At 48.4% G+C, this 23,902-nt stretch carries 19 protein-coding genes; 11 read left to right on the forward strand and 8 right to left on the reverse strand.

The window, feature by feature from the left end; translation table 11 throughout:
* Window positions 1-85: 85 nt before the first annotated feature.
* The 9 genes from HYN46_RS14780 to HYN46_RS14820 all read left to right on the forward strand — a co-directional run bounded on the left by HYN46_RS14780 (window position 86) and on the right by HYN46_RS14820 (window position 15,803).
* Window positions 86-2,002 carry a M66 family metalloprotease gene (locus HYN46_RS14780; protein ID WP_162818239.1) on the forward strand — a complete coding sequence of 639 codons (1,917 nt, stop codon included), beginning with the start codon at window positions 86-88 and terminating at the stop codon, window positions 2,000-2,002.
* A gap of 580 nt (window positions 2,003-2,582) precedes the next feature.
* Complete coding sequence (locus HYN46_RS14785; RefSeq protein ID WP_114900104.1) at window positions 2,583-5,456, forward strand: ribonucleoside-diphosphate reductase subunit alpha; 2,874 nt, start codon at window positions 2,583-2,585, stop codon at window positions 5,454-5,456.
* A gap of 211 nt (window positions 5,457-5,667) precedes the next feature.
* Window positions 5,668-6,027 (forward strand): hypothetical protein, encoded by a 360-nt coding sequence (locus HYN46_RS14790; protein WP_114900105.1) that lies wholly within the window; start codon window positions 5,668-5,670, stop codon window positions 6,025-6,027.
* A 566-nt stretch (window positions 6,028-6,593) separates the two neighbouring features.
* Window positions 6,594-7,874: a ribonucleotide-diphosphate reductase subunit beta gene (locus HYN46_RS14795; RefSeq protein WP_114900106.1), complete on the forward strand. Its 1,281-nt coding sequence runs from the start codon at window positions 6,594-6,596 to the stop codon at window positions 7,872-7,874.
* A gap of 98 nt (window positions 7,875-7,972) precedes the next feature.
* Window positions 7,973-8,629 (forward strand): hypothetical protein, encoded by a 657-nt coding sequence (locus HYN46_RS14800; RefSeq protein WP_114900107.1) that lies wholly within the window; start codon window positions 7,973-7,975, stop codon window positions 8,627-8,629.
* Window positions 8,601-9,653, forward strand: a complete 1,053-nt coding sequence (locus HYN46_RS14805) for an ATP-binding protein (protein ID WP_162818240.1) — start codon at window positions 8,601-8,603, stop codon at window positions 9,651-9,653. The genes HYN46_RS14800 and HYN46_RS14805 overlap by 29 nt, the downstream gene beginning before the upstream one ends.
* 201 nt (window positions 9,654-9,854) lie before the next feature.
* A complete protein-coding gene (locus HYN46_RS14810) occupies window positions 9,855-10,655 on the forward strand; it encodes a GNAT family N-acetyltransferase (RefSeq protein WP_114900790.1) in 801 nt (266 codons plus the stop codon).
* 241 nt (window positions 10,656-10,896) lie between these two features.
* Window positions 10,897-13,041: a catalase/peroxidase HPI gene (gene katG / locus HYN46_RS14815; protein WP_114900109.1), complete on the forward strand. Its 2,145-nt coding sequence runs from the start codon at window positions 10,897-10,899 to the stop codon at window positions 13,039-13,041.
* A gap of 524 nt (window positions 13,042-13,565) precedes the next feature.
* Window positions 13,566-15,803 (forward strand): NADP-dependent isocitrate dehydrogenase, encoded by a 2,238-nt coding sequence (locus HYN46_RS14820; RefSeq protein ID WP_114900110.1) that lies wholly within the window; start codon window positions 13,566-13,568, stop codon window positions 15,801-15,803.
* Window positions 15,804-15,948: 145 nt separating this feature from the next.
* On the opposite strand, the gene HYN46_RS17435 is transcribed toward HYN46_RS14820, so the two are convergent.
* Both HYN46_RS17435 and HYN46_RS14835 read right to left on the reverse strand, forming a co-directional pair.
* Window positions 15,949-16,863 carry a DinB family protein gene (locus HYN46_RS17435; protein WP_210009223.1) on the reverse strand — a complete coding sequence of 305 codons (915 nt, stop codon included), beginning with the start codon at window positions 16,861-16,863 and terminating at the stop codon, window positions 15,949-15,951.
* A 34-nt stretch (window positions 16,864-16,897) separates the two neighbouring features.
* Complete coding sequence (locus HYN46_RS14835) at window positions 16,898-17,308, reverse strand: cupin domain-containing protein (RefSeq protein WP_162818241.1); 411 nt, start codon at window positions 17,306-17,308, stop codon at window positions 16,898-16,900.
* Between the two features lie 360 nt (window positions 17,309-17,668).
* Here HYN46_RS14835 and HYN46_RS14840 point away from each other — a divergent pair, with 360 nt between their 5' ends.
* The gene (locus tag HYN46_RS14840; RefSeq protein WP_114900112.1) at window positions 17,669-18,307 is read left to right on the forward strand and encodes a TetR/AcrR family transcriptional regulator; all 639 of its coding nucleotides are present in this window, start codon (window positions 17,669-17,671) and stop codon (window positions 18,305-18,307) included.
* On the opposite strand, the gene HYN46_RS14845 is transcribed toward HYN46_RS14840, so the two are convergent.
* The 5 genes from HYN46_RS14845 to HYN46_RS14865 form a co-directional block, all read right to left on the reverse strand.
* The gene (locus HYN46_RS14845) at window positions 18,301-19,158 is read right to left on the reverse strand and encodes an arginase family protein (RefSeq protein ID WP_114900113.1); all 858 of its coding nucleotides are present in this window, start codon (window positions 19,156-19,158) and stop codon (window positions 18,301-18,303) included. The two genes, HYN46_RS14840 and HYN46_RS14845, sit on opposite strands and share 7 nt — an antisense overlap.
* 31 nt (window positions 19,159-19,189) lie before the next feature.
* On the reverse strand, window positions 19,190-20,191 hold the full coding sequence (locus HYN46_RS14850; protein ID WP_228254824.1) for a hypothetical protein: 1,002 nt from the start codon (window positions 20,189-20,191) through the stop codon (window positions 19,190-19,192).
* Window positions 20,192-20,556: 365 nt separating this feature from the next.
* Window positions 20,557-21,099 carry a GTP-binding protein gene (locus HYN46_RS14855; RefSeq protein ID WP_114900115.1) on the reverse strand — a complete coding sequence of 181 codons (543 nt, stop codon included), beginning with the start codon at window positions 21,097-21,099 and terminating at the stop codon, window positions 20,557-20,559.
* Between the two features lie 3 nt (window positions 21,100-21,102).
* Window positions 21,103-22,059, reverse strand: a complete 957-nt coding sequence (locus HYN46_RS14860; protein ID WP_114900116.1) for a hypothetical protein — start codon at window positions 22,057-22,059, stop codon at window positions 21,103-21,105.
* A gap of 112 nt (window positions 22,060-22,171) precedes the next feature.
* Entirely contained in the window at window positions 22,172-22,528 is a 357-nt protein-coding gene (locus tag HYN46_RS14865) for a roadblock/LC7 domain-containing protein (protein WP_114900117.1), read from the reverse strand.
* A gap of 407 nt (window positions 22,529-22,935) precedes the next feature.
* Between HYN46_RS14865 and HYN46_RS14870 the strand changes: the two genes are divergently transcribed.
* Window positions 22,936-23,121 (forward strand): CopG family transcriptional regulator, encoded by a 186-nt coding sequence (locus tag HYN46_RS14870; protein WP_114900118.1) that lies wholly within the window; start codon window positions 22,936-22,938, stop codon window positions 23,119-23,121.
* Window positions 23,122-23,251: 130 nt separating this feature from the next.
* On the opposite strand, the gene HYN46_RS14875 is transcribed toward HYN46_RS14870, so the two are convergent.
* The gene (locus HYN46_RS14875; protein ID WP_114900119.1) at window positions 23,252-23,608 is read right to left on the reverse strand and encodes a roadblock/LC7 domain-containing protein; all 357 of its coding nucleotides are present in this window, start codon (window positions 23,606-23,608) and stop codon (window positions 23,252-23,254) included.
* Window positions 23,609-23,902 lie beyond the last annotated feature (294 nt).

Consider the following 23,902-nt stretch of genomic DNA (forward strand, 5'->3'; position numbering starts at 1 on the left):
ATAATACTTATCTGAAAATTCGCATACACATTTTTTACCATTTGGTCTAATATCGAATCTCCTCTCACCCTTAAAGGATTATCACGTGAAGACGAATGGACTCTCTAAACTCGCCCTCAGTGCAGCCATCAGCAGTATCCTGCTCACTGGATGTGGTTCAAATGATTCAAGTTCTCCTGTCAGCTCATCCGCTTCAGCCACTGGACTCAAGGCAGCGACCGCAGCACTTGACACGACCAGCGCCCCAACAGGAAAAATTGAATACGCCCAAACCCACGTGGTGCAACAAACTGGCGGAACGTTATTAGCCCCTGTCCCGACTATCGGACGCCAAACTCTGATTCTCTTTACACCCGACTATCCCCTTGCGGCTGATGAATCCTTTAACCTGATCATCCAAGATGCACACGGCACAGTACTGGGCACCCAACCACTCGATGTTCCCGCAAATCTGCCCTCGATTCTGGAAAGCGGTTTAACCACCAAACCCCTTGCACCCTACAGTACTCAAGCGTGGAGTATCACAATCCCGGGGGAACTGGTCAGACCTCCCCTTAAATTCCTGATCGAATCCACTGCCCGTAGCGGCGTCACTTTAGACGCCACGCCAAAAAGCTGGTCTCGTCCTGCTGACTTTGATATTGGTCGCACTGCTTATTTACTCTGGGGCGCAAAGATACCCAGTAACTATGTCGGTGCAGAAGTCGGCGAAATGTCACAAGATTTCTTTGCCTCAGTCCCGCTCTCCCACCTGAACTACTTCGACTATCCAACTGTCGATCTCGATTACGCCGTGATCAAGACCGGAACACTTGCTCCAAAGAAATATACAGGCAGTGCCACACTGTACAGTGATGGTGGAAACATTGATCAAATCTATGGCTTTATCAAACGGCTCGCAGGTCGCGCTAGCATGGCGAATACAGGTCGCGGCTTGATTCTGGATACGGCTGAAGATACCTCTCCATATAGCGTCGGCACATGGATGAGCCGCGGCTGGTTTATCGACAGCAAAAGTGGTCAAACCAAAGACATTACAAGTACTTTTGGGATGGCTGGCGGAAGATATGGCTGGTCAACAACATGGTCAGGCAAAGATTCTGAATGTGGTAATGAATATATTCATGAACTCGGTCACTCCCTGTCACTAGATCATTTCGACACTGGGGCATCGGCACGGTGGCAAATCAGCAGCGAATATCCTTATGATGGCGTAAATGGCCCACAAAACCCATGGGGTTATGACTCGACTCGTAACCAATTCCGCACATGGTATCGTGTCGATAGCACAGGCCCAGTGACCAGCTTAAGCTCGCCTTATCCGGGGCAATTGGTTGGTAAACGTGATCCTATGAACGGTGGAGAAGCGGGTAACATCATTACCTGCTACCCACAATTCACCGCTTATCAATCCCAAAAAATGCAAAAATGGCTGGATAATACTCCGACCTTGACCACTCAAGCAGGCAAACCTATCCTCGCCAAATGGGATAAAACCACTGCAAGCTACACCCCAGTCCCACTGGCAGCTGGCGCACTCAACCCCACAGTGCTCGGTGTACCTGTCGTGACCATCATCGGTTCACTGACCAGCGATAGCAGCAATGGCACCACCCAAATCTATCCTGCAAACGCGGCGAACTATGGTAACTTGTTTGACTTGCCTGATCCGACCAATCCGAATCTATCAAGCTTCTACACAGGCGCCGTGTATTATGCCAAAGTCACTTTTGCCAATGGCTCCACGAAACTGGTGCTGATCCCATCAGCCGCCATCACCAACAGTGCAACGCTAAATTACTTCTCGTTCAATGTTGATGCAAAACTGAGTCCGACCAAGGTCGAACTCTATAAGTCAGCGACAGGATATCCACAAGTCTCCACCACCAACAGCACCTTACTCTACAGTCGCGACATCCCGGCATTCAATCTGGATGCGCTGCCGACGGTCCATCAGCAAGGGCTTGACCCTAGCTTTGACTTAAGTCAATTGGGGCTTTAATCAGGTAAACTTCAGGGCATCTATGGATGCCCTGCTTATCCCATGATCAAACGATCATCTCCCCATGGCAAACGCCGGACAAAAACCGATAAAATCCCCCACCACCCCGCTCACAATTCAGAAACATTTTGTCAAAAATATTTCATATTTGAAAAACAAAATAATCCACAGGAAGAACCCGCTGCAAAGCCAATAGTTAAGGGATTTTGCACAGGGTTATCCACAGAATTACCCCCATAAATCCCCTATATTTTATCTGACGAATACACTTGCAGTCTGACAAAAAAAACCGTATCTTGTGCCTAGGCTACAAGGCACACACTATAAGTTGTGTTTTGCACAATATTTAAACCATTGCGCGACAATGGTGATCACAGCGCGGTGCATGCCCTATAAAGTGGCGAATTGATGGACGCACTTCCGCACATAAACAGTGCGAAAGTTTATGCAAAAGTCCGGGCAAAACCCGCTGTGACGGGCTCCTAGCGACCACTGATGTGATCGCGTACAGAGCACTTAATAAAAGTTATTGAACACTATTTTTTTATTCATCCATTTTGAGATCCCGCAAGGAGCAAACATGAACATTGCCACCAACACCGCACTAGACACGACCAGTGTCGCGGCTGCACCCGGACAACTGCGCGTCATCAAGCGCGGCGGCACTGTCGCTCCGTTTGATGCCGAGAAGATCAGCGTTGCGATCACCAAAGCATTCCTCGCGGTTGAAGGCAAAGAAGCCTCCGGCTCAAGCCGTGTGTTTGAACGCGTCCAACACCTGACCGACATGGTTATGGGCACCTTTAAGCGCCGCATGCCTTCAGGTGGTACTGTCCATATCGAAGAGATCCAAGACCAAGTTGAACTGGCCTTGATGCGTACTGGCGAACATAAAGTCGCACGTGACTACGTGATCTACCGTGAACAACGCGCCAAAGTGCGTGACTCATTAAAAGTGAAGCCTCATCCAACATTAAATGTCATCGATGCTGATGGCGTACGCAAACCACTCGACCTCGCCAAACTTGAGCGCACCATGCAGTTCGCTGCACAAGGTCTGGAAGGCATCGACGTACAAGACGTGATTGATGAAACCATCAAGAACCTCTACGACGGCGTGCGTGAAGATGATGTCGCGACCACCATGATTCTGGCGACGCGTACCCGCATCGAATCCGAACCCAACTACACCTACGTCACTGCACGCCTACTGCGTGAAGACCTGTTGAAAGAAGGTCTAGGTTTCTTGGGTCTGCCACTGGATACCCCAGAAGGCGAAGCGCTGGAAGTCTACCTGAAACGTGCGGTTGAACTGGAACTGGTTTCTCCAGAACTGCTCAAGTTTAACCTCGACGTATTGAAAGCAGCGATCAAACCAGAGCGCGGTGCTCAGTTCACCTACCTCGGTCTGCAAACTCTATACGACCGCTACTTCCTGCACAGCAACGACGTGCGCTTTGAATTGCCACAATTGTTCTTCATGCGCGTCTCTATGGGTCTGGCGATCCAAGAAGAGAACCGCGAAGAACGTGCGATCGAGTTCTACAACCTTCTGTCCAGCTTTGACTACATGGCGTCCACACCGACCCTGTTCAACGCTGGTACCTTACGTCCACAGTTGTCTTCATGCTACCTGACCACTGTGCCGGATGACCTGCATGGCATCTATGGTGCGATCCAAGACAACGCGATGCTGTCCAAATGGGCAGGCGGTTTGGGTAACGACTGGACGCCAGTACGTTCATTGAATGCCTACATCAAAGGTACCAACGGTAAATCTCAAGGTGTTGTGCCTTTCCTGAAAGTCGCGAATGACACCGCTGTTGCGGTCAACCAAGGCGGCAAACGTAAAGGCGCAGTCTGTGCGTACCTTGAAACGTGGCACTTGGACATCGAAGAGTTTTTAGATCTGCGTAAAAACACGGGTGATGACCGTCGCCGTACCCCAGACATGAACACCGCGAACTGGGTCCCTGACTTATTCATGCAACGTGTGATCGAAGATGGTGACTGGACGCTGTTCTCGCCATCCAACGTGCCTGATCTGCATGACCTGACTGGCGTAGCGTTTGCGAAACGTTATAGCGAATACGAGCAACTGACTCAAGAAGGCGCGATCAAGCCCTTCAAGAAAGTCCGTGCACAAGACCTATGGCGCAAAATGCTGTCGATGCTATTTGAAACAGGCCATCCATGGATCACCTTCAAAGACGTGTGTAACCTGCGTTCACCGCAGCAGCACGTTGGCGTAGTGCACTCCTCGAACCTGTGTACCGAGATCACTCTCAATACCAGCGCTGATGAAATCGCGGTGTGTAACTTGGGCTCGATCAACTTGGTTCAGCACATTACCAATGGCAAGCTCGACCACGACAAACTGGCACAAACCGTAAAAACGGCAATCCGTATGCTGGACAATGTCATCGACATTAACTACTACGCTGTGCCACAAGCCAAGAACTCGAACTTGAAGCATCGTCCAATCGGTATGGGCATCATGGGCTTCCAGGACGCACTGTACGAATTGGGTCTGGCTTACGGCTCAGAAGCAGCGGTTCAGTTCGCCGACACCTCAATGGAAGTGATCAGCTACTACGCGATCAGCACCTCCAGTGACTTGGCAGTGGAACGTGGTGCATACAGCAGCTTTAAAGGTTCACTGTGGGATCAAGGCATCCTGCCCATCGATTCACTTGAAATCGTGGCAAAATCACGCCCAGACCGTATGTTTGAAGTCGACCGTAGCCAAACCCTTGACTGGGCAACCCTACGTGCCAAAGTGCAAAAGAACGGCATGCGCAATAGTAACGTGATGGCGATTGCACCAACCGCAACCATCTCCAACATTTGCGGCGTGGCACAGTCGATCGAACCGACGTATCAAAACCTGTATGTGAAGTCGAACCTGTCCGGTGAATTCACCGTGATCAACCCGTACCTCGTCCGTGCTTTGAAAGCCCGTGGTCTGTGGGATGTGGTGATGGTTAATGACCTGAAACACTACGAAGGTTCTGTCCAACAAATTGGCCGTGTACCGGATGACTTGAAAGCCCTGTTTGCAACCGCGTTTGAAGTTGAACCACGCTGGATGGTGGATGCAGCAAGCCGTCGTCAGAAGTGGATTGACCAAGCGCAATCGCTGAACTTGTACATCGCCGGCGCTAACGGTAAGAAGCTGGATACCACTTACAAAATGGCATGGTTACGCGGCCTGAAAACCACGTATTACCTCCGTGCCTTGAGTGCGACCTCAGCCGAGAAATCAACGATCAGCACCAGCACGCTGAACGCGGTTAGCTCGAAAACACCGACGTTAGTGGCTCCTGTTGCAGCGCCTGTGGCGACGCCAACTGCACCAGTATCGGGCATTTCGAGCGATGACGCATTCTCTCAAGCAGCCCCAGTACCACTGGCCTGCTCGATTGATAACCCAGATTGTGAAGCGTGCCAATAGGTTAACAATTTAGTTCATTTTTACACTTCACTAGTTGCCGAATCTCTGCTATTTATAGTAGAGGTTCGTATAGAAAATTGATCAGCGATTGTCCGACAATCGCAATCAACACGCTGTATGAAAAGCCCGATGTATGATGTAACCAGTAGGACTGTACAGGCATGGAGCCTGCACAAGATAACCTGATACGACAACAAATGAGGTGGCTGCTATGAACACTAAAACCGCAAAAAAAGAGTTTGTTGATGCAATCCGTGAGAAAAAACGCGTCAAAGTGATTTTTTACTCACAAGAGCAAAAACGCTTCCTCGTCAAAGTTTGCGCGCCTATCGACTACGGTATGAGTGCAGGTTTAGATGAAGGCTCAAATGCGGCTAGTGCGACTGAGAGCGGTGCTGAGCGCCTACACTTCTGGGACTTTGAAGGTCAACCAGAAGGTCAACATGCTGGAGAGCACAAACTGAGCCTCCGCGCTGACCAAGTACGCGGCATCAACGTACTCGATGAATTCTTTGATCCCAGCGAATTGGTTGCTGATGGTCAAAGTGCAACTGGACGCAGCTACTCTTAATTGAGCGACGCAGCATCTCTTCCGCAATCGGCGGGAGAGCATGAAATATTTTTCAAAAAAGTGTCAAAACGTTTTAAAAGAAAGACCGGAAAACGTAGCAGGATATCTCCCGATGAGATGGGAATATCAGGATAGAAGCCTTGGAATTGAACCTTGAGCCGCATCCTTGGAATAGTTTGGAAATGGAATGAAAAACTATCCCTGCTACGCCATCCACACCAAGTAATTAAGCAGCAACTTAAGCAACACCGCAATCGTTTAAGTAGCAACAATCTAATACGCGACACGCAACAACAAGCGAAGCTTTAGATCTGCCCCATTACCGATATTGCACGTTTATTGAACACTTCCGTTCTATAGACGCTCAATTTTTGTTGCTAAAATATGGGTTATTCACAAGTTTCAGAACGATGTAAAACCAGATGTACCACGCCAATAATGTATAATAGTGGCTTGAATAACAAATAGATTTTCCGCTTGATTCAAGCGTTAAGCCGCGAGACCAACTGCCTCGCACCCCAAGATTATGTACACGCAATATTTGAATGCACAATGAGGAATACAACATGTCAATTTTAAGCTGGGATGACTTCAATGATGATGAAGAAGAGAATGGCGGCACGGCAACTGCGACTCTACCGCAACCAGCAAATCCGCCGCAACCTGAGAGCCAACCTGCGCCGTCATCACCAGAGCCAAAGCCGGTTGTGGCTGCTGCTCCATCCTCTCCAGCCCCAACTCTCGCTGCTGACGCCAGTGCCGCTGAGCGCGCTCAACATGCTGTAGAGCACCTCGACGTTGCTGCCGGACTTGAAGACTTGGAAATGGGCGCACAGCGCATTCAAGTCGACGACAAACGCATGATCAACTGCCGCGCTGACTTAAACCAGCTCGTGCCGTTTAAATACGAGTGGGCATGGCAGAAGTATCTGGACGGCTGTGCCAACCACTGGATGCCGCAAGAAGTGAACATGACCGCCGACATCGCGCTGTGGAAGTCTGAAAACGGACTGACCCCCGATGAACGTACCATCGTCATGCGCTCACTCGGTTTCTTCTCAACTGCTGACTCACTCGTTGCCAACAACCTCGTGCTGGCACTGTATCGCCACATCACCAACCCAGAGTGCCGCCAGTACCTACTGCGCCAAGCCTTTGAAGAAGCGATCCATACCCACGCCTACCAGTACTGTATCCAGTCTTTGGGCATGGACGAAGGCGAAGTGTTCAACATGTACCGCGAAGTGCCAAGCGTCGCGAAGAAAGCCACTTGGGCGCTGAAATACACCCAAAGCCTCTCCGACCCAACCTTCCACACGGGCACCCCAGAAAACGACCAACGTTTGCTGCGCAACCTGATCGCATTCTACTGTGTCCTTGAAGGTATCTTCTTCTATTGCGGCTTTACTCAGATTCTATCGATGGGTCGTCGCAACAAGATGGGCGGTGTCGCTGAACAGTTCCAATACATCCTGCGTGATGAGTCGATGCACCTGAACTTCGGTATCGATGTGATCAATCAGATCAAAAACGAAAACCCACATCTGTGGACGCCAGAGTTCCAGCAAGAAATCATCCAGATGATTCTGGAAGGCGCGACCATCGAGATCGAATACGCACGTGACACTATGCCACGCGGTGTACTCGGTATGAATGCGGCGATGATGGAAGAGTACTTGAAGTTCATCGCTAACCGTCGTCTGAACCAATTAGGCTTGCCAGAGCAATACGCTGGCGTGACTAACCCATTCGGCTGGATGTCTGAAATGATGGACCTGCGTAAAGAGAAGAACTTCTTTGAAACGCGTGTGACTGAGTATCAGACTGGTGGGGCGTTGAGCTGGTAAGGTTGGCTTAAAAGTGATAAATGATTGAATCATTTATCACTTTTATAAATAAAAAAGAATTATCTTTTCAAGAAATAAAATTACAAGTAGCGTAAAGTATGGATTATTTTGATATTTTTAAGAACAACGCAGAATGGGTTATAGCAACATTAACATTCATTGGATCCATAATTTCTTTTATTGTTTACAAAAAATGGAAGCGTCCAAATGGGCCTCTAGCAACACAAGAGGGTCAAAGCTCAACACAACTTACGCAAAGCCCTGTACAAAACAATTCTATAATAATAAACAACTCTAACTCCTCGAGTCCACCTATAGGAAATATTCCTGAGGATAGTCATATGACATCATTAGATGCCCAAAAGAACTTAACAAAGATTTTATTTATTGATGATGATAGTAAATTCAAAGTAGTTCAAATTCTAAAAAATAGCGGATGGCTACATACTTCAACGATAAAAGATGTACGCTCCCTTGATTGCGATGATGTTAGGAATGCTCATATATTCTTCGTGGACATACAAGGTGTTGGTCACTTGCTTGGCTTTGAGGATGAAGGGTTAGGGCTAGCGGATGCTCTGAAAAGAAAATATCCTCTTAAGAAGACAGTCATATATTCTGCGGAAACAAAAGGTGATCGATTCCATAAGGCCCTACGTAATGTTGATTCTTTCTTAGCAAAGAATGCCGATCCATACGAATTTCAACAACTGGTGGAGGAATATAGTGCTGAAATTGCAAAAAATGGATATTAAATTTAAATTATTAGATATAAATGATATTTTAATATGCTCAAATATAGACAGTCACTATCAAGAATTAGTATCAACATTAACTAAACCATCTGAGATATTCACAATTAATGGAAAGAAAGTCAGGGCCGGAACGTTAAAAACTGCTTATGGAAAAATATATGCCGTAACTGATGTAGAGGACTATATTCGAAGTTCAAATACATTCAAAACAAAGATATCCGCCGTCGCTGAAACAATTGAATACCTAATCACATTAAAGGAAGAAGTTTCTGATAAAGTAAATAGCGATACCGCAAGACTACTGCATAATTTAACATCCCTGAATGCACACAACATTCAGGAAATTTATAATCTTGTTTCTCAAGATACTTTAGCTATCACTAACAGTGGCCCTCCACAGATTGACGTCGTTGACAATGCTATAAAAAAGAATACCAAAGCTTGTGCAAGAAGTTTACTCAGAATTGCTAAAAATAATACTGCAATAAAAACAGAATTTTCAGTATTTAAAAAACTATATGAGTCGGCTCCTCAACTATCTGAAAGGAAACATAATGTACATAAAGTATTAATGAATACTCTTTACTTATTTTTCCCTGAATTTACAGATAAGACTGTGAATGTTGATGTGCAACAAAGTCAACTAACTGCTATATTTGACTATGAGTCTGTAAGTGTTGTTCTGTATCATATAATTGAAAACTCCGTCAAATATATTCTACATAATTCTCAATTAAATATTAAAATTCATGAAGATGATATCTATGTAACAATTGACTTTACTATGGAAAGCCTTGCAATCGAAGAAAATGAGCTAGAGCTTATTTTTAGTGAAGGGTATTCGGGTCAATTCTCAAAAAAAACAGGGAAAGCTGGTACTGGCTTAGGAATGAATCTTGTCTCAAGACTTATTAATATGAATGGTGGAGCAATCAAGATTATTCCTAACTATTCTTCGCGAAAAGAATATATAGGAATACCTTACCAAGAGAATAGAATTCTTGTTTACTTGAAAAAAAAATAACTTGCTTAGAACTGAGTATTATAGACTAGTTGGGCGTTGAGCTGGTAAAGCTGAAGCGCGTAAGACGATAGATTAGCAGTCATCCAATAAAATTAAAGCCCTCCTTAGGGCTTTAATTACTTTGAGGCTACACTTTTTCAAATCAGTGACACAGCATAAATAATGGAAAACGAGATCGAGCAGAAAGACTTCAACAAACACATGATCGTAACGGGACCTCCAGTCGATCTGCATGAGGATCAGCTCATCTCTGGGTGGCTTGACGCCCGGTTTCATCACGCCATTGGTGCCACTGTCTTCCTTGAGCAGACGCGTGCCATCAATGCCAAGTGGCACCTCTTGCGCTTGTACGATTCAAAAGCGCCGGACGCGCTCCTTGGCGTCGCGGTGGCACTCACGGGCGGCACCTGCTTCTGGCTGCCAGAAGATGCCTCCGCAGCCGGAGCGCTCTTTCCCGCAATATTGGACCTTAGGCCATGCCGGATCGTGACCAGCTCGATGGGGCGTGATCTGTTGCGTAGTAAAGTAGTACCACGGGCGCACTTCGTACGAGAGTACGACCAATGGGTGATGGTCTCGGCGCGCCGCTTCCCGCAAGCGAGTGGACGCATGGCGATAGCGTCGGACATTGCCCGCCTTGTTGAGTATCAGCACCAGTACAATGAGGAGCGCTCCGTCGATGATGCACCGAACTGGGAGACACTTGTCGCACAGGAAAAGGTTGCTGTGGTTGATACCGACGGACAGATCGTTTCGGTCGTTCGCTTTGGGATCGAAACTGATCGAATGGTCTCTATCGGTGGGACCTATACTTTCCCCGCGTACCGTCGGCGGGGTTTCGCTGAGCGCGTATTAGAATTCGCGGTTGATCGGATTGTCACTGCTGGTCGCACCGCCCACTTGATCGTCGACATCGACAACGAGCCCGCGGTCGCACTGTACCGCCGGATGGGCTTCGAGTGCGTCGGGTCGTCTTACGTCGGCTACCTCGAGTATCAATAAGTATTCAATCTTCCTCCAAAAAATGAGACCTATTAACGATTTCCTAACAGAACTCTCTCCGCAAATTACTGATGATGGGACGTTGGAATAACGTCACTAATCAATGATCAGCAAAGCAATAGGATTCGTTCTATACATTCTGGTGACAAGCCATAATCCCTCGTCCGTACAGGCAACGGGCTTGGTGAGTGGTTGAACTTTTGTGGCTAGAGCAGCGTCATCAACATTCACGGAGAAAGACATGTCCACTGCATCCAAATGCCCTTTTCATACCGCTGGTACCGGCACAACAAACCGGGACTGGTGGCCCAAGCAACTGCGCGTAGATCTGCTCAGTCAGCATTCGGAAAAATCCAACCCACTGGGTGAAAAATTTGATTACGCCGAGCAATTCAAAACGCTGGATTACCACGCCCTAAAAGCAGATCTGGTCAAACTCATGACCGACTCTCAAGACTGGTGGCCTGCGGACTTTGGTCACTACGGCCCGCAGTTTATCCGTATGGCTTGGCACAGTGCGGGGACCTACCGTGCGCAGGATGGACGTGGCGGTGGTGGACGTGGACAACAGCGCTTTGCCCCGCTCAATAGCTGGCCTGATAACGTCAATATCGATAAATCGCGTCGCTTGCTGTGGCCGATCAAACAAAAATACGGCCAGAAGATTTCTTGGGCTGACCTGATTCTCCTGACGGGTAATGTGGCACTGGAGTCGATGGGATTCCGCACGTTCGGCTTTGCCGGTGGTCGTGAAGATACGTGGGAACCAGACAACGACGTCAACTTTGGCGCAGAAACCGCATGGATGGGTGACGACAAACGCTTCCATGGCGCACGTGAACTCGACGACAATATCGCTGCGACCCATATGGGTCTGATTTATGTCAATCCGGAAGGTCCAAATGCCAGCGGTGACTTCCTCGCTGCAGCCCACGACATCCGCATCACCTTTGGCAATATGGCAATGGACGACGAAGAAACCGTCGCCCTGATTGCCGGAGGTCATACTTTTGGGAAAACCCATGGTGCTGGACCCGAAGAGTATAAAGGTCCAGAACCAGAAGGCGCGCCGCTTGAGGCACAAGGCTTGGGCTGGATCAGCAGTTTTGGTCAAGGGCATGGTAAAGACACCATTTCCAGTGGTCTTGAAGTCACGTGGACCAAAACACCCGCGCTCTGGAGTAACAATTTCTTTGAAAATCTATTCAAGTTCGAATGGGAACTGACCACCTCTCCCGCAGGTGCCAAGCAATGGATCGCCAAAGATGCGCCGGACATCATCCCCGATGCGCATATTCCCGGTAAATTCCACAAACCCACCATGCTGACCACGGATCTGACGCTGCGCTTTGACCCTGAATTCGGCAAGATTTCCAAGCGCTTCCACGAGAACCCTCAGGCCTTTGCCGAAGCATTCTCGCGCGCTTGGTTTAAGCTGACCCATCGTGATATGGGCCCTAAAGCGCGCTATCTCGGTCCTGAAGTGCCGAAAGAAGATTTGCTCTGGCAAGATCCGCTGCCAGCACCCATCTACTCCCCAACGAGCGCCGATATCGCAGAATTGAAAGAGAAGATTGCCGCATCGGGTTTAAGCGTATCGGAGTTGGTCTCGGTGGCATGGGCGTCCGCCTCGACCTTCCGCGGCGGTGATAAACGCGGCGGCGCCAATGGTGCACGTCTGGCACTGGCACCGCAAAAAGATTGGGTAGTCAATCAGAATGCTATTCCCGCACTGGAGCGTCTCAAAGGCATCCAGCAATCCACTGGCAAAGCCTCACTGGCTGACATTATCGTGCTGGCAGGTGTGGTCGGTGTGGAGCAAGCCGCCAAAGCAGCCGGTATCGAGATTCATGTGCCATTTGCACCGGGTCGCGTCGATGCGCTGCAATCGCAGACTGATGTTGAGTCCTTTGCCTTTTTGGAACCCCATGCAGATGGATTCCGCAACTACAAAAACAGCAATGTCGATGCGAGTACCGAGGCGCTGCTGATCGACAAAGCACAGCTACTCACCCTGACCGCACCGGAGCTTACGGTTCTGATCGGTGGTTTGCGTGTCCTTGGGGCGAATTTTGACGGCAGCGCACATGGCGTCTTCACTGATCAAGTCGGCGCTCTTTCCAATGACTTTTTCGTTCATCTGCTGGATATGGATACCCAATGGCAACCCGTTGATGCAACGACGGAAATCTTTGCCGGAAGAGACCGCAAAACGGGTGCCGTGAAGTACACCGCCACACGCAATGATCTGGTCTTTGGTTCCAACGCCGTGCTGCGCTCCCTCGCTGAGGTCTATGCCAGTACGGATGCCAAAGCTCGATTTGTCACGGACTTCACTGCGGCATGGGTCAAAGTGATGAATCTGGATCGTTTTGATCTGCGCTAACTTGATCTGCCCGAAAGAGGGCGGATCAAACTGAAACTCTGGTGATGGTCGGCCATTCATTGAGTTAGCCCCAAAAAGCGACAGCACGATCAGTTGTCGCTTTTTGATATCTCCATGGACATCGGGTGGCGTAACGTCCTATTGGGGTTTAGTACACTCTCCGCGAAGGTCCGTTGCTAGGCTTCGTAGCAATAAACGCCACCCACCATAAATTTTCGTGATGTCGCCATTTAGACACTCACTATGTATAAGCCACTATTCCACCCCACCCATAAGGTAAACTATGTCGCCTGCGCAACACATGTCTACTTTTTGGTAAATCTTTTCTTACCATGACATGGGACTGACTTGGATCATGGATATGATCTCCATCGAAATGACATTCAGTTGCACGCGTAGACAACCCATCATGAGGCTTTTGCTGAGTGCATACCACAAAAGCCGTATAGAAGGATCTGAAAAAAATCGCGCACTAATCCCAGATCAGGCGCGTTTGTTCCACCCACCAACCGCGAGACGACGAGATGAGTAATCAGCAACCCACAATCATCTACACACTGACCGACGAGGCGCCTCGCCTAGCTACTGCATCATTCCTGCCCATCGTGCAGGCCTTTACAGCACCGGCTGGTATCGATGTGACGACCAGCGACATCTCTGTAGCGACTCGTATTCTGGGTCAGTTCCCTGGCGCACTGACCGAGGCACAACGCGTACCCGATACCCTAGATGCACTCGGTAAGCTCACACTTTCGCCTGAAGCCAATATCATCAAACTGCCCAACATCAGTGCCTCGGTGTCACAGCTCAAAGCGGCGATCAAAGAATTGCAAGCCAAAGGCTACAAGATTCCCGATTACCCCGAAAACCCGCAGACCGACGAAGAAAAAGACATTCGCGCACGCTATAACAAGTGCATCGGCAGCGCCGTAAATCCCGTACTGCGTGAAGGCAACTCTGACCGCCGCGCACCGGCAGCGGTCAAAAACTACGCCCGCAAGCATCCGCACAGTATGGCGGAATGGAGTCAGGCTTCGCGTACCCACGTATCGCATATGCACTCGGGTGACTTTTATCACGGCGAAAAATCCATGACGCTGGATCGTGCACGCGACGTCAAGATGGAACTAATCACCAAGAGTGGTAAGACCATCGTGCTCAAACCCAAGGTCTCTCTACTCGATAAAGAAGTGATCGACTCCATGTTCATGAGCAAGAAAGCCTTGTTGGCTTTCTATGAACAAGAGATCGAAGATGCATACAAAACCGGCGTGATGTTCTCACTGCATGTGAAAGCCACCATGATGAAGGTCTCGCACCCAATCGTGTTCGGTCACTGTGTCCGAATTTTCTACAAAGACGCGTTTGCAAAACACGGCAAGCTGTTTGACGAATTAGGCGTGAATGTGAACAACGGGATGGTGGATCTGTACAACAAGATCGCCGTGCTGCCACAGAGTTTGCAGGACGAAATCAAAGAGGATATCCACGCCTGCTACGAGCACCGCCCTAAACTCGCCATGGTTGATTCAGCAAAAGGCATCACCAACTTCCACTCACCCAACGACGTGATTGTCGATGCCTCGATGCCTGCTGCGATTCGCAACGGCGGCAAGATGTGGGGTGCTGATGGTCGCTTGAAGGATGTGAAAGCCGTGATGCCTGAATCGACTTTTGCCCGCATCTATCAGGAAATGATCAACTTCTGCAAATGGCATGGTGCGTTCGATCCGACGACCATGGGCACAGTGCCAAACGTAGGCTTGATGGCGCAGCAAGCTGAGGAATACGGCTCGCACGACAAGACCTTCGAGATCCCTGAAGACGGCGTCGCGAACATCACCGACTTGAATACCGGTGAAGTGCTGATGAGTGAAGATGTCGAAGCAGGTGACATCTGGCGGATGTGTCAGACCAAAGACGCTGCGATTCGCGACTGGGTCAAACTTGCCGTGACGCGCGCACGCAACTCAGGCATGCCCGTAGTATTCTGGTTGGATTCCTACCGCCCCCACGAAGCACAGTTGATCGCTAAAGTGCGGACGTACCTGAAAGAACACGATACCACAGGTCTGGACATCCAGATCATGAGTCAGGTTCGCGCGATGCGTTACACGCTGGAGCGTGTGATTCGTGGGCTAGATACCATCAGTGCCACGGGTAACATCCTGCGAGATTACTTGACCGACCTGTTCCCGATCATGGAACTGGGTACATCGGCCAAGATGTTGTCCATCGTACCGCTGATGGCTGGTGGTGGTATGTATGAGACTGGTGCTGGCGGTTCGGCACCTAAGCACGTCCAGCAACTGGTGGAAGAAAATCACTTACGCTGGGACTCTCTGGGTGAATTCTTGGCACTTGCCGTAAGTTTGGAAGAACTGGGCATCAAGAATAACAACGCTCGGGCCAAGATCCTTGCCAAGACGCTGGATACCGCGACTGGCAAGCTGCTCGACAACAGCAAGACCCCTTCCGCAAAGACTGGCCAGCTCGACAACCGTGGTAGCCATTTCTACCTCTCCCTATACTGGGCGCAGGCGTTGGCTGAACAAACAGATGATGCCGAATTGGCTGCCCAATTCAAGCCACTGGCTGAGAAACTCGCAGCGAACGAGCAAGCGATCATCGATGAGCTGGCTGCTGTACAAGGCACACCTGCGGATATCGGCGGTTATTATTTGCCGGATGTGGCGAAAGTGGATGCAGTCATGCGCCCAAGCCCCACATTCAACGCGGCGATTGCAACCTTAACCTCTTAAGGTTGATGTAAATCAGCAAAAGAAAGCAGGCCACCTTTGTGCCTGCTTTTTTGTTTTTGAGTGATGACTCTGGGTCGCTGTGATCTGTGTTAAGCGTGATGAATTCAGTATTCAAGTTTATTGATGCTGAATACTTGTTCGCCCTCTAGCTTGCACTGTTGATAAACAGTGCTTTCATCTGGCTTTGCAATCCTAGAGCAACGCCCATGTCGGATACGCGGAGACGTCCGCTAAGGACTGCAGCCATCGGCGCAAGTTTACCTTGACCGATGGCACGCAGGTCATCCATGCCAACACTGAGCGTCAAATCTGCTTGCTTGTCTTCATTACTCACCACCTTCCCATCGATGAAAATAAAGCCATCACCTTTGAGATTAAACTTGAGCGTTTTGCCTAATATGATGCCTGATGCGACGGAGTCTTTTATCCGCTCAGTCAAAGCCTCCAAACGTGAAATCTCGAGCGGCTCTACTTTCGCTGTGTCGTGATATAAAGCCCTAACCGTTACATCATTCCCCTTCTCGCCCAATAAATCGGGTGCGAGGAGCTGGGGAGTCGTGTCGCGACGTCGCACAACAGCCTCAGCAGCATGCAGATAGCGGGTCAAACCATCGGCAGGTGGCGTGACACCATTAATTGTGAGCATCCAGCCAACTTGGCCTCGATGATAGCTGCTATGGGTAATCAGATGCATGAGCATCTCGCTACGCGACATGCGGCCCAGATCCCCATCGACAAAATTAAAGTCGATAACCTCCGCTAATTGACCATCATCTACTTGAGTGACGTATGCGACCAGCTCGCTATCTGTCGCTTGCATTTCATCAGACAGTTTTTCCAGTGTTGGTGCCACGGTTGCGTTAGCGGATGTATAGTCATGACCCGCACACGTCATGTGAGCAAGAAATATCTGATCCACGATAGATACATGAGCCAAAGTCCTGATCGCGATTTCTGTCGCTGGCGCGGCGCGATCAAGAGATGCCAATGCAGCAAGAATCTCACGGTCTGCCTCTGCTTTGTAGCGGAACAAATGTTCTAATGCTTTGACTCGACGCATCTTAAACTCCTCCTGCACGGTGGATATTCAATTTTCACAACCCTTTGCCATCGCCATACAACGATTCGGAATCTGCGTGAAACCGATGTTCAGTGCCCACTGGCGGTTTAACAAAGAGTAATTGAGCTGGCTCAATCACATGGATGCGATGCCATATGCCTTGCGGCACGATAAAGACCTGACCTGTAAGGAGATCGATACTTTTTTCTTGTTTATCCTCCAACAAAAGGGTCAGTAAGAGACGACCCTCAATCAGATACAGGATTTCGTCGCCTGCAGGATGGCGCTCCCATATCTCTGCATGCACGGCTTGATCATTAGCGGCAGTCACAATGCCAACGACCCAATCTGGCGCGACTCGCGCCAACATATTCCATGAGAGCGTTGAAGCACGCTTGTCGGTGCCGAGAGCGATGAGTTGGGAATGAAAATCAATAGCCATCATGGTGGTGTCCATAATCTGCAATGAACCCATTATATAAGTGATAGCTCACATAAAATACTCGCATTAAACATGCTCAAACCATGCAAGACTCACTGAATAAATCCTATGAGATCAGTAGCTCACAGGTCAAAGCAATGGGGCAGAGGCATGCTCAACAATAACCGCTCACATTTCGCTAATCCTTGGCCGACAGGGCTTATATCTCTATCAAATGTATTCATTCATCCCATCCCAGCTCATGCAATAGATACGATCCACAAGCTTTCCCAAATCATGATTTGTGTATATAATTTGAGCAATAACATAAGCAATAACTCATATTTGATACCAACTCTTAGTCCTAATGAGGACACTCTAATTATGACGCTCCGACTCCAGACGAATCCGCGCAAAATCGCCTCTCAAAAGCGCTCACGACTAACTGTCGATGCACTGATTGAAGCAACGGCGCTGGTTTTGCGTAAAGAGGGGTATGATCGGACAAGCACCAATAAAATTGCAGCCGTGGCCGGAGTCAGTATTGGCTCTCTTTACCAGTACTTTCCCAGCAAAGAAGCATTAGTCACCGCCGTGATTGAACGCCACACGCAAGCTTTATCGCAGATCGTCGGAAGTGCCTTACTAAAAGTCGCCGAGCACCCTATTGCAATTGGCGTGCGTGAACTTGTCGTGGCAGCGATTGAGGCACATCGTATCGATCCAGATCTACATCGCATCCTCGCCGAAGAAGTCCCTCCGACAGGGCGACATGAAAATATCGACACTTTTGTGCGCAATGCGCAAACATTGATTCGCAGTTATCTAGAAGTTCACCGTCACGAGATTGGTATCCGCAATCTCGACCTTGCTGCATTTCTCATGGTCAATACCGTAGAGGCACTCACTCATTCTGCGGTATTGAATCGTCCGGAGCTGCTAACTGGGGAAATGGCTGCTGAATTTGTGGATGAAGTAACACAGATTGTGCTGCGCTACCTACAATCAGCACCTCCTCAATAAAATTGATTCGCGGCCTGAAAGGTACTGACATGGAGTTTGACCAGATCTGGCAGTGCCTGATAACCACCCGCCAGAACAAACATAATCGGAATTTGCTCGCGCTTGGCAAACTCAAAGACCAGACGATCCCGTCTATACACTGCCGCTGAGTCAAACCATGATGATCCATAAGGATCGGCCTGATGACAATCCATCCCCGCTTGGTAAATCACTAAATCTGGACGCTGCGCACGGATCAGCTCAAACCCCTCCTGCAAAGCCGCCTCATACAGCGTAAAAGAACCGTCCTTGGGGTGGATATGACGCCCAATGCTCCGCTCATAGTCGCGGCAACCATAAGCCAAACCATAGATGGTGAAATTGAACAAATTCGGCAAACGGCGTGTAAATTCAGCAGTACCATCCCCACCATGCTGATCACAATCCAGCACAAAGATCTGCTTATCCGGAAACTCTTGTGCGACCAACGCAATCCCATTAAAAGTGCAAAAGCCGCCGCCGTATTCATACATCGCATGATGAAATCCCTGCGCAATATTGGCAGAAATCCCCTCAGCCAAAGCAATCTTGGCAGCCATGAGCTGACCGCCCTGTATTGCCAGCACCGCATCACGCAGCGCTTCCGACCACTTAAAACCCGACATCCGCGCTAAAGGCGCCTTGCCCTGTAAAAAAGCATCGACATAGTTGGGCGCATGCAGCATCCGCAAGATATCCGGATCGATCAACTCAGGTTCAACCAGCTGCGCCAAAGACTGCTCAACAATCGCTTGTGCAACAAATTGCAATTTTTCCATACTGTTGGTATGCGTTTCTGCAAAATAGCGCGAAGAAAAACAGGCCTTAATCACACTCAAGATTCCTTAATTTGATACGTTCATGCTAGGCGCCTGTGACTTGTCGCGAAGCCACTTCTTTCAATTGAGAGAGGGTCGCCACATCGGGACTGAATAAACCTTTTTCAACTTGCTGGTCAAAATGGGTACTAAACGCACGCTTGCGGTTTTGCGGAGAGACCACCAGTGTTGTCAGGCGCAAGAACCAAAAGCCCTCAATCTCGGACACGGGCATGATAAAACCCGCTAAACCTTTAGCCTTCTGCTTGCTCACCCGCTCGTCATCATACGCCACGGCAAACGAGCTGCCTGGGGGGACGCGTACACCATTCACCAGTAGCGTTTCCAGACTAATACAGGAGTGGTCATCCCCCATATTAATCTTTTCAATCAGTAAAGGTCGATTATTTGCATCGACAAATACATTCACCAAGCCACGCCGCGCTACCCGATAATAGGCAATTTCCAAGAAGAACTTTTCAGCCATGGGGCAAGAGCCCACTTTGGGACGCTCCAAGAGCACGGGCAAATCAGTCAGTCCATCGGTTTGCTCAGGCGGCAAAATAATGTCTTGAATCACCGCAACAATCAGCAGACTTTCCTCAAGCTTCACCTGTGCATGTATATGGCGTAACTGATGCTGCCACTCGACCTGCTCCTGCAGCGCTTGAGCAAACGGAGCGCTAGCAGGATCATGTTGCTGCAAATACTCCCGCACATTGGGATTGATATCCAGATTGCGCCAGCTGTCCAGCACCAGTCCGTTTGAATGAGCGTGCACCATGACTTCGCGTAGCGACTTCATCGTTGCATCTTCAAACAGCTTGAGATCATCAAACTCAAGCAGCGATCTGGGCAAATTAATGTATTCAGCTAATACGCGGGTGGCCTGTGTATAACCACAGCCCCGCCGCTCACTTTGATGGAGAAAATGCTCATTCAGCATTTCGACCAATTTCACACTGAGCGGCATTCCTTGCCGCTTGAACACACTCACGACCTCATGGTCATCGTGTTTCATACTCTGTGCCTTAAGAACTGCACTCATGGCATCCCTCCCCCAACACTTCCGTAAATAACTGGCAGAACAAAGATTCTTGCATGATAAAAACAGCCACTCTCTTTCTTCCGATGGCTATAACCTGCGTTGAAACGACTGAAATTGATCCATGGCAGTCATCCTCTGTTCTTCCTTTCCCTGTTTCTACTTAGACATCACACATTGAGCCTATCCTCACCGGGTATCCTTATCGAATATCGTTGAGGAAGATAAGCAGGTTAATCGTCAGCAAGTTATCTTTTGAATGCCACAGAAAAAGACTGTCAAATCAATACAGCTGCATTATAACCACGACGACAAACAACCTTGTTGCCACCAAGATCTAAATTTGACCAATTGATCAAACTTAAATATTAAGATGACATGCTTATCTTTGCTTCAAAAGATGCAATGATCGACTCAATCAACAACAACACATCCTCCCTTTTACGTGCATCAATCGCAAACAATGGGTAGCTTAGCCCCTGCTCCGTCAGCCAATCCCGATAAATCGACATGGGGCGTTCAGGCATACCGTCCACATGCGTGACCCCGATCACCACATGCGGTATTCGCGCGCTAAACTCCCCTAAATAAATCGCCAGATCTTCCAGAGGATTGTAGGCCGTATGATCAATCAGAATGATCACACTTAAAGCCCCTTGCGACACAATCGGCCAAATGAATTGAAAGCGCTCCTGCCCCGGCGTACCGAACAGCGCAATTTTGGTCTGATCATCCAATGTAATCTCACCATAATCAATGCCGACCGTGGTCAACATTTTCTGGTGAGCATCTTGATCCGTATTGAGAACCTCCGTGGCAAATACCGCGGTTTCAGAGATACTACTGATGGCCTGTGACTTGCCTGCCCCCATTGGACCGCTAAACACAATTTTATAGCGTTGCTGCATCATGATTTACAGCCCCAGTCGGTCTCTAAGCTTAGAAAAAAGCGATTTGAGTCCAGAGAATCCGCCTTCGCCTGCGTCGCGTTTTACCACCGCTTCTGCCAAGATCTGCTCAGCCAGATTTGCCGCAATCAATGACGAAGCAAAATGCTGAACCAGCGTTAGCGGCAGACTATTTTTCCCCGCCACCTCACATACCCGGGCCCCACCTTCAAAGCAGGCCGCCATCCGCAAAATATCACGTCGGTCTTGCAGTCCCGGCTGAGGCCAGAACTTGAGCCGGATATAGTCCTCACTGCCCGCCAAGGTCAAAGGCTGGCTAGAACCCCATAGGATTTGCCATATCCATTGCCGTAAGTCATACGGTGTTGGGTCGATTTCACGGCTATCGCGATTGGTCGAGTAAGTCGAACTCCACGTGTGATCAACTTGTTTGATGGACTGTAAAGACTTGGACAAAAATATCTGTTCTTTTTGTGGGTTGATCACGCCAATCAGCCCATCCGCACGACTCAACTTGATGGGTCCAGCCTGACGATCATGCATCCGCTCAAACAGCGAAAAATCCACATGCTGGTTAGTCAACGCCGCTGGCGCTTGCTGTAATAGCTCGCCAGCAGTGAGTGAGGACAACAACGGCACATGCTGAAACAGCCAATCCTGCAAACTCGACAGATCATCGACGGGCAAATACAAGGTATCGTTTTGCAGTGAACCTTCGCGTCCTATCTCCGCAGAAACCTTCAGCATCGGAAGATTACGCTGACCCAATAGATTAAAGACGTGCGGTGAATCTACGGACACGCTATTGACGATTAGAAGATGAACATTCGTATCAATGAGATTAACCCAAGCCAGCTCAAAGACATCTGGAACAATCTGAGTTAAACAATTCCGTATCAACACGGTTGTGCCTACACTTAACCCCACGATAGACACATTAAAAAAACGATGAGCGCTCCCCATGTACCATGCCTCACTCGAAAAACCTTATTAATATAATTTTTTTTTTAATAGAGCGAAGCCGCGGATCAACATGACCCACGGCTTGAAAAACATGTATTTTTAATGAAAGGGATTAAGAGAAATCCAGCTCTTTTTCGAATGATTTCAGTTCATGACGCGCCATCGCCAGATTCGATTTGTTGCGATCCAGAACAACGTACAAAAACAGATTTTCATTGCGATCCAGCGGACGAATCAAATGATACTGCTTACTCAAGGTAATCAGAATATCTTCAATCTTGTCATTGAGCTTCAGCGCACCAGCCACTTTGCGTTTAGCGCGAACCACTTCGGTATTACCTGCTGCTGCCAACTCCAGATCGATCCCCGTACCCAAGGTCGCCAGCGCCAGACCACTTTCAGTATCCACTAACGCTGCAGCCACAAAACCATCAGTTGCAGACAATCCGTTCAATGATATCTTTGACATATAACACCCTATTATAAAAATAAAAACTTCCATGTGAGTAAGCAAATCGTATTGCTTACACGCTGATTAAATCACACTCCGTTTTTTTGTTCTATATCCATAAATTGATTTTTAAAAAATAATTTTAGTCGATGTATTACGAACCGCTCAGTACAATAATCCTTTTTATGACAAACATTTAAGGCTCCATTATCAAACTCAAGCCCAGCAAGCCTTTAAACAGTAGTTTGTAAAAGAAGAGACTCTCTCACAGGTAATCGCATCTGGAATAGACTCGATTACAACTCCCCACCACACTCAATTGACGAGCTACCTCGGACGTGGCATTCTGGGACGTGATTAAATTATGTTTGTGCCCTTGTTATAATTTGATTATCATTTAATTATAATATTGGAGTTAAATCATTTTGGAAAATAAAACCGCACGCCTTACTGTATTGATTGATCCGGTCAAGAAACAAGCCTTTGAATCGCTATGCACCTCGCAAGACTTGACCCCCTCTCAAGTGGTGCGTCAATTAATCCGCGACTACCTCAAAACCCACGGCGTGAGCTACGGTAAACAAGCGGCCAACTCAGAGCCCAACGAATAAGCAGCAAGCGCCACTCGCGACAAGCCCTACGACCCCAAAATCCCCTGTACATCATCAAGAAAAAAAAGCAAAAAAAAACACGAACGGCCGCAGCGGTTCGTGTTCGTTTAGTCATGTTTTAAAGAAGGGATTAAGCGAAATCCAGCTCTTTTTCAAAAGACTTCAAGGTGTGACGCGCCATCGCCAGATTGGATTTTGAACGGTCTAGAACCACATACAGAAACAAATCCTGATTCTTTTCCAGCGGACGAATCAAATGATACTGACGGCCCAAAGTAATCAGGATGTCATCGATGCTGTCATTGAGCTTCAACGCACCAGCCACTTTGCGTTTGGCACGAATCACTTCCGTATTGCCCGCCGCAGCCAGTTCCAAATCTATCCCGCTTCCAATATCCGCCAAGCTCAATCCACTGGTTGAATCCACAATAGCGCCAACCATAAAACCATCTAAGGTTTGCAGCGGTGATAAATCCAATTTAGCCATGATTTAAATCCTTTTATAGTCAATTGAAATGAATCATTAAACACCAATTAAATGTGCCTATGATGTGTCTAACATTACAATGAAAGCATAATACTATTCAAATTAAATTATTCACCATTTGGATAAAAAAAAGACTATCACACTCAGGTCATGTGGCGATCCCAAGGTCAGGTAAAGGAGGGTGCAGCAGAAGATGTGTAGAAGATCTCAGAAAAAATGCCCTGCAGTGGTGTGCTGTGTGTGAGGTCATACTGAGCGCTGGGCTATCCCCAAAAGTGAAAAACTCCCTCAATC

Origin of the sequence: Aquirhabdus parva, from assembly GCF_003351745.1 — a bacterium.
Lineage (GTDB): Bacteria > Pseudomonadota > Gammaproteobacteria > Pseudomonadales > Moraxellaceae > Aquirhabdus > Aquirhabdus parva.

What these genes read in the sequence shown, in the direction of transcription:
- HYN46_RS14785 (WP_114900104.1), top strand. Translation starts at nt 2,583, where the DNA reads ATGAACATTGCCACCAACACCGCACTAGACACGACCAGTGTCGCGGCT.
- HYN46_RS14790 (WP_114900105.1), top strand. Translation starts at nt 5,668, where the DNA reads ATGAACACTAAAACCGCAAAAAAAGAGTTTGTTGATGCAATCCGTGAG.
- HYN46_RS14795 (WP_114900106.1), top strand. Translation starts at nt 6,594, where the DNA reads ATGTCAATTTTAAGCTGGGATGACTTCAATGATGATGAAGAAGAGAAT.
- HYN46_RS14800 (WP_114900107.1), top strand. Translation starts at nt 7,973, where the DNA reads ATGGATTATTTTGATATTTTTAAGAACAACGCAGAATGGGTTATAGCA.
- HYN46_RS14810 (WP_114900790.1), top strand. Translation starts at nt 9,855, where the DNA reads ATGATCGTAACGGGACCTCCAGTCGATCTGCATGAGGATCAGCTCATC.
- katG (WP_114900109.1), top strand. Translation starts at nt 10,897, where the DNA reads ATGTCCACTGCATCCAAATGCCCTTTTCATACCGCTGGTACCGGCACA.
- HYN46_RS14820 (WP_114900110.1), top strand. Translation starts at nt 13,566, where the DNA reads ATGAGTAATCAGCAACCCACAATCATCTACACACTGACCGACGAGGCG.
- HYN46_RS17435 (WP_210009223.1), bottom strand. Translation starts at nt 16,863, where the DNA reads ATGCGTCGAGTCAAAGCATTAGAACATTTGTTCCGCTACAAAGCAGAG.
- HYN46_RS14835 (WP_162818241.1), bottom strand. Translation starts at nt 17,308, where the DNA reads ATGATGGCTATTGATTTTCATTCCCAACTCATCGCTCTCGGCACCGAC.
- HYN46_RS14840 (WP_114900112.1), top strand. Translation starts at nt 17,669, where the DNA reads ATGACGCTCCGACTCCAGACGAATCCGCGCAAAATCGCCTCTCAAAAG.
- HYN46_RS14850 (WP_228254824.1), bottom strand. Translation starts at nt 20,191, where the DNA reads ATGAGTGCAGTTCTTAAGGCACAGAGTATGAAACACGATGACCATGAG.
- HYN46_RS14855 (WP_114900115.1), bottom strand. Translation starts at nt 21,099, where the DNA reads ATGATGCAGCAACGCTATAAAATTGTGTTTAGCGGTCCAATGGGGGCA.
- HYN46_RS14860 (WP_114900116.1), bottom strand. Translation starts at nt 22,059, where the DNA reads ATGGGGAGCGCTCATCGTTTTTTTAATGTGTCTATCGTGGGGTTAAGT.
- HYN46_RS14865 (WP_114900117.1), bottom strand. Translation starts at nt 22,528, where the DNA reads ATGTCAAAGATATCATTGAACGGATTGTCTGCAACTGATGGTTTTGTG.
- HYN46_RS14875 (WP_114900119.1), bottom strand. Translation starts at nt 23,608, where the DNA reads ATGGCTAAATTGGATTTATCACCGCTGCAAACCTTAGATGGTTTTATG.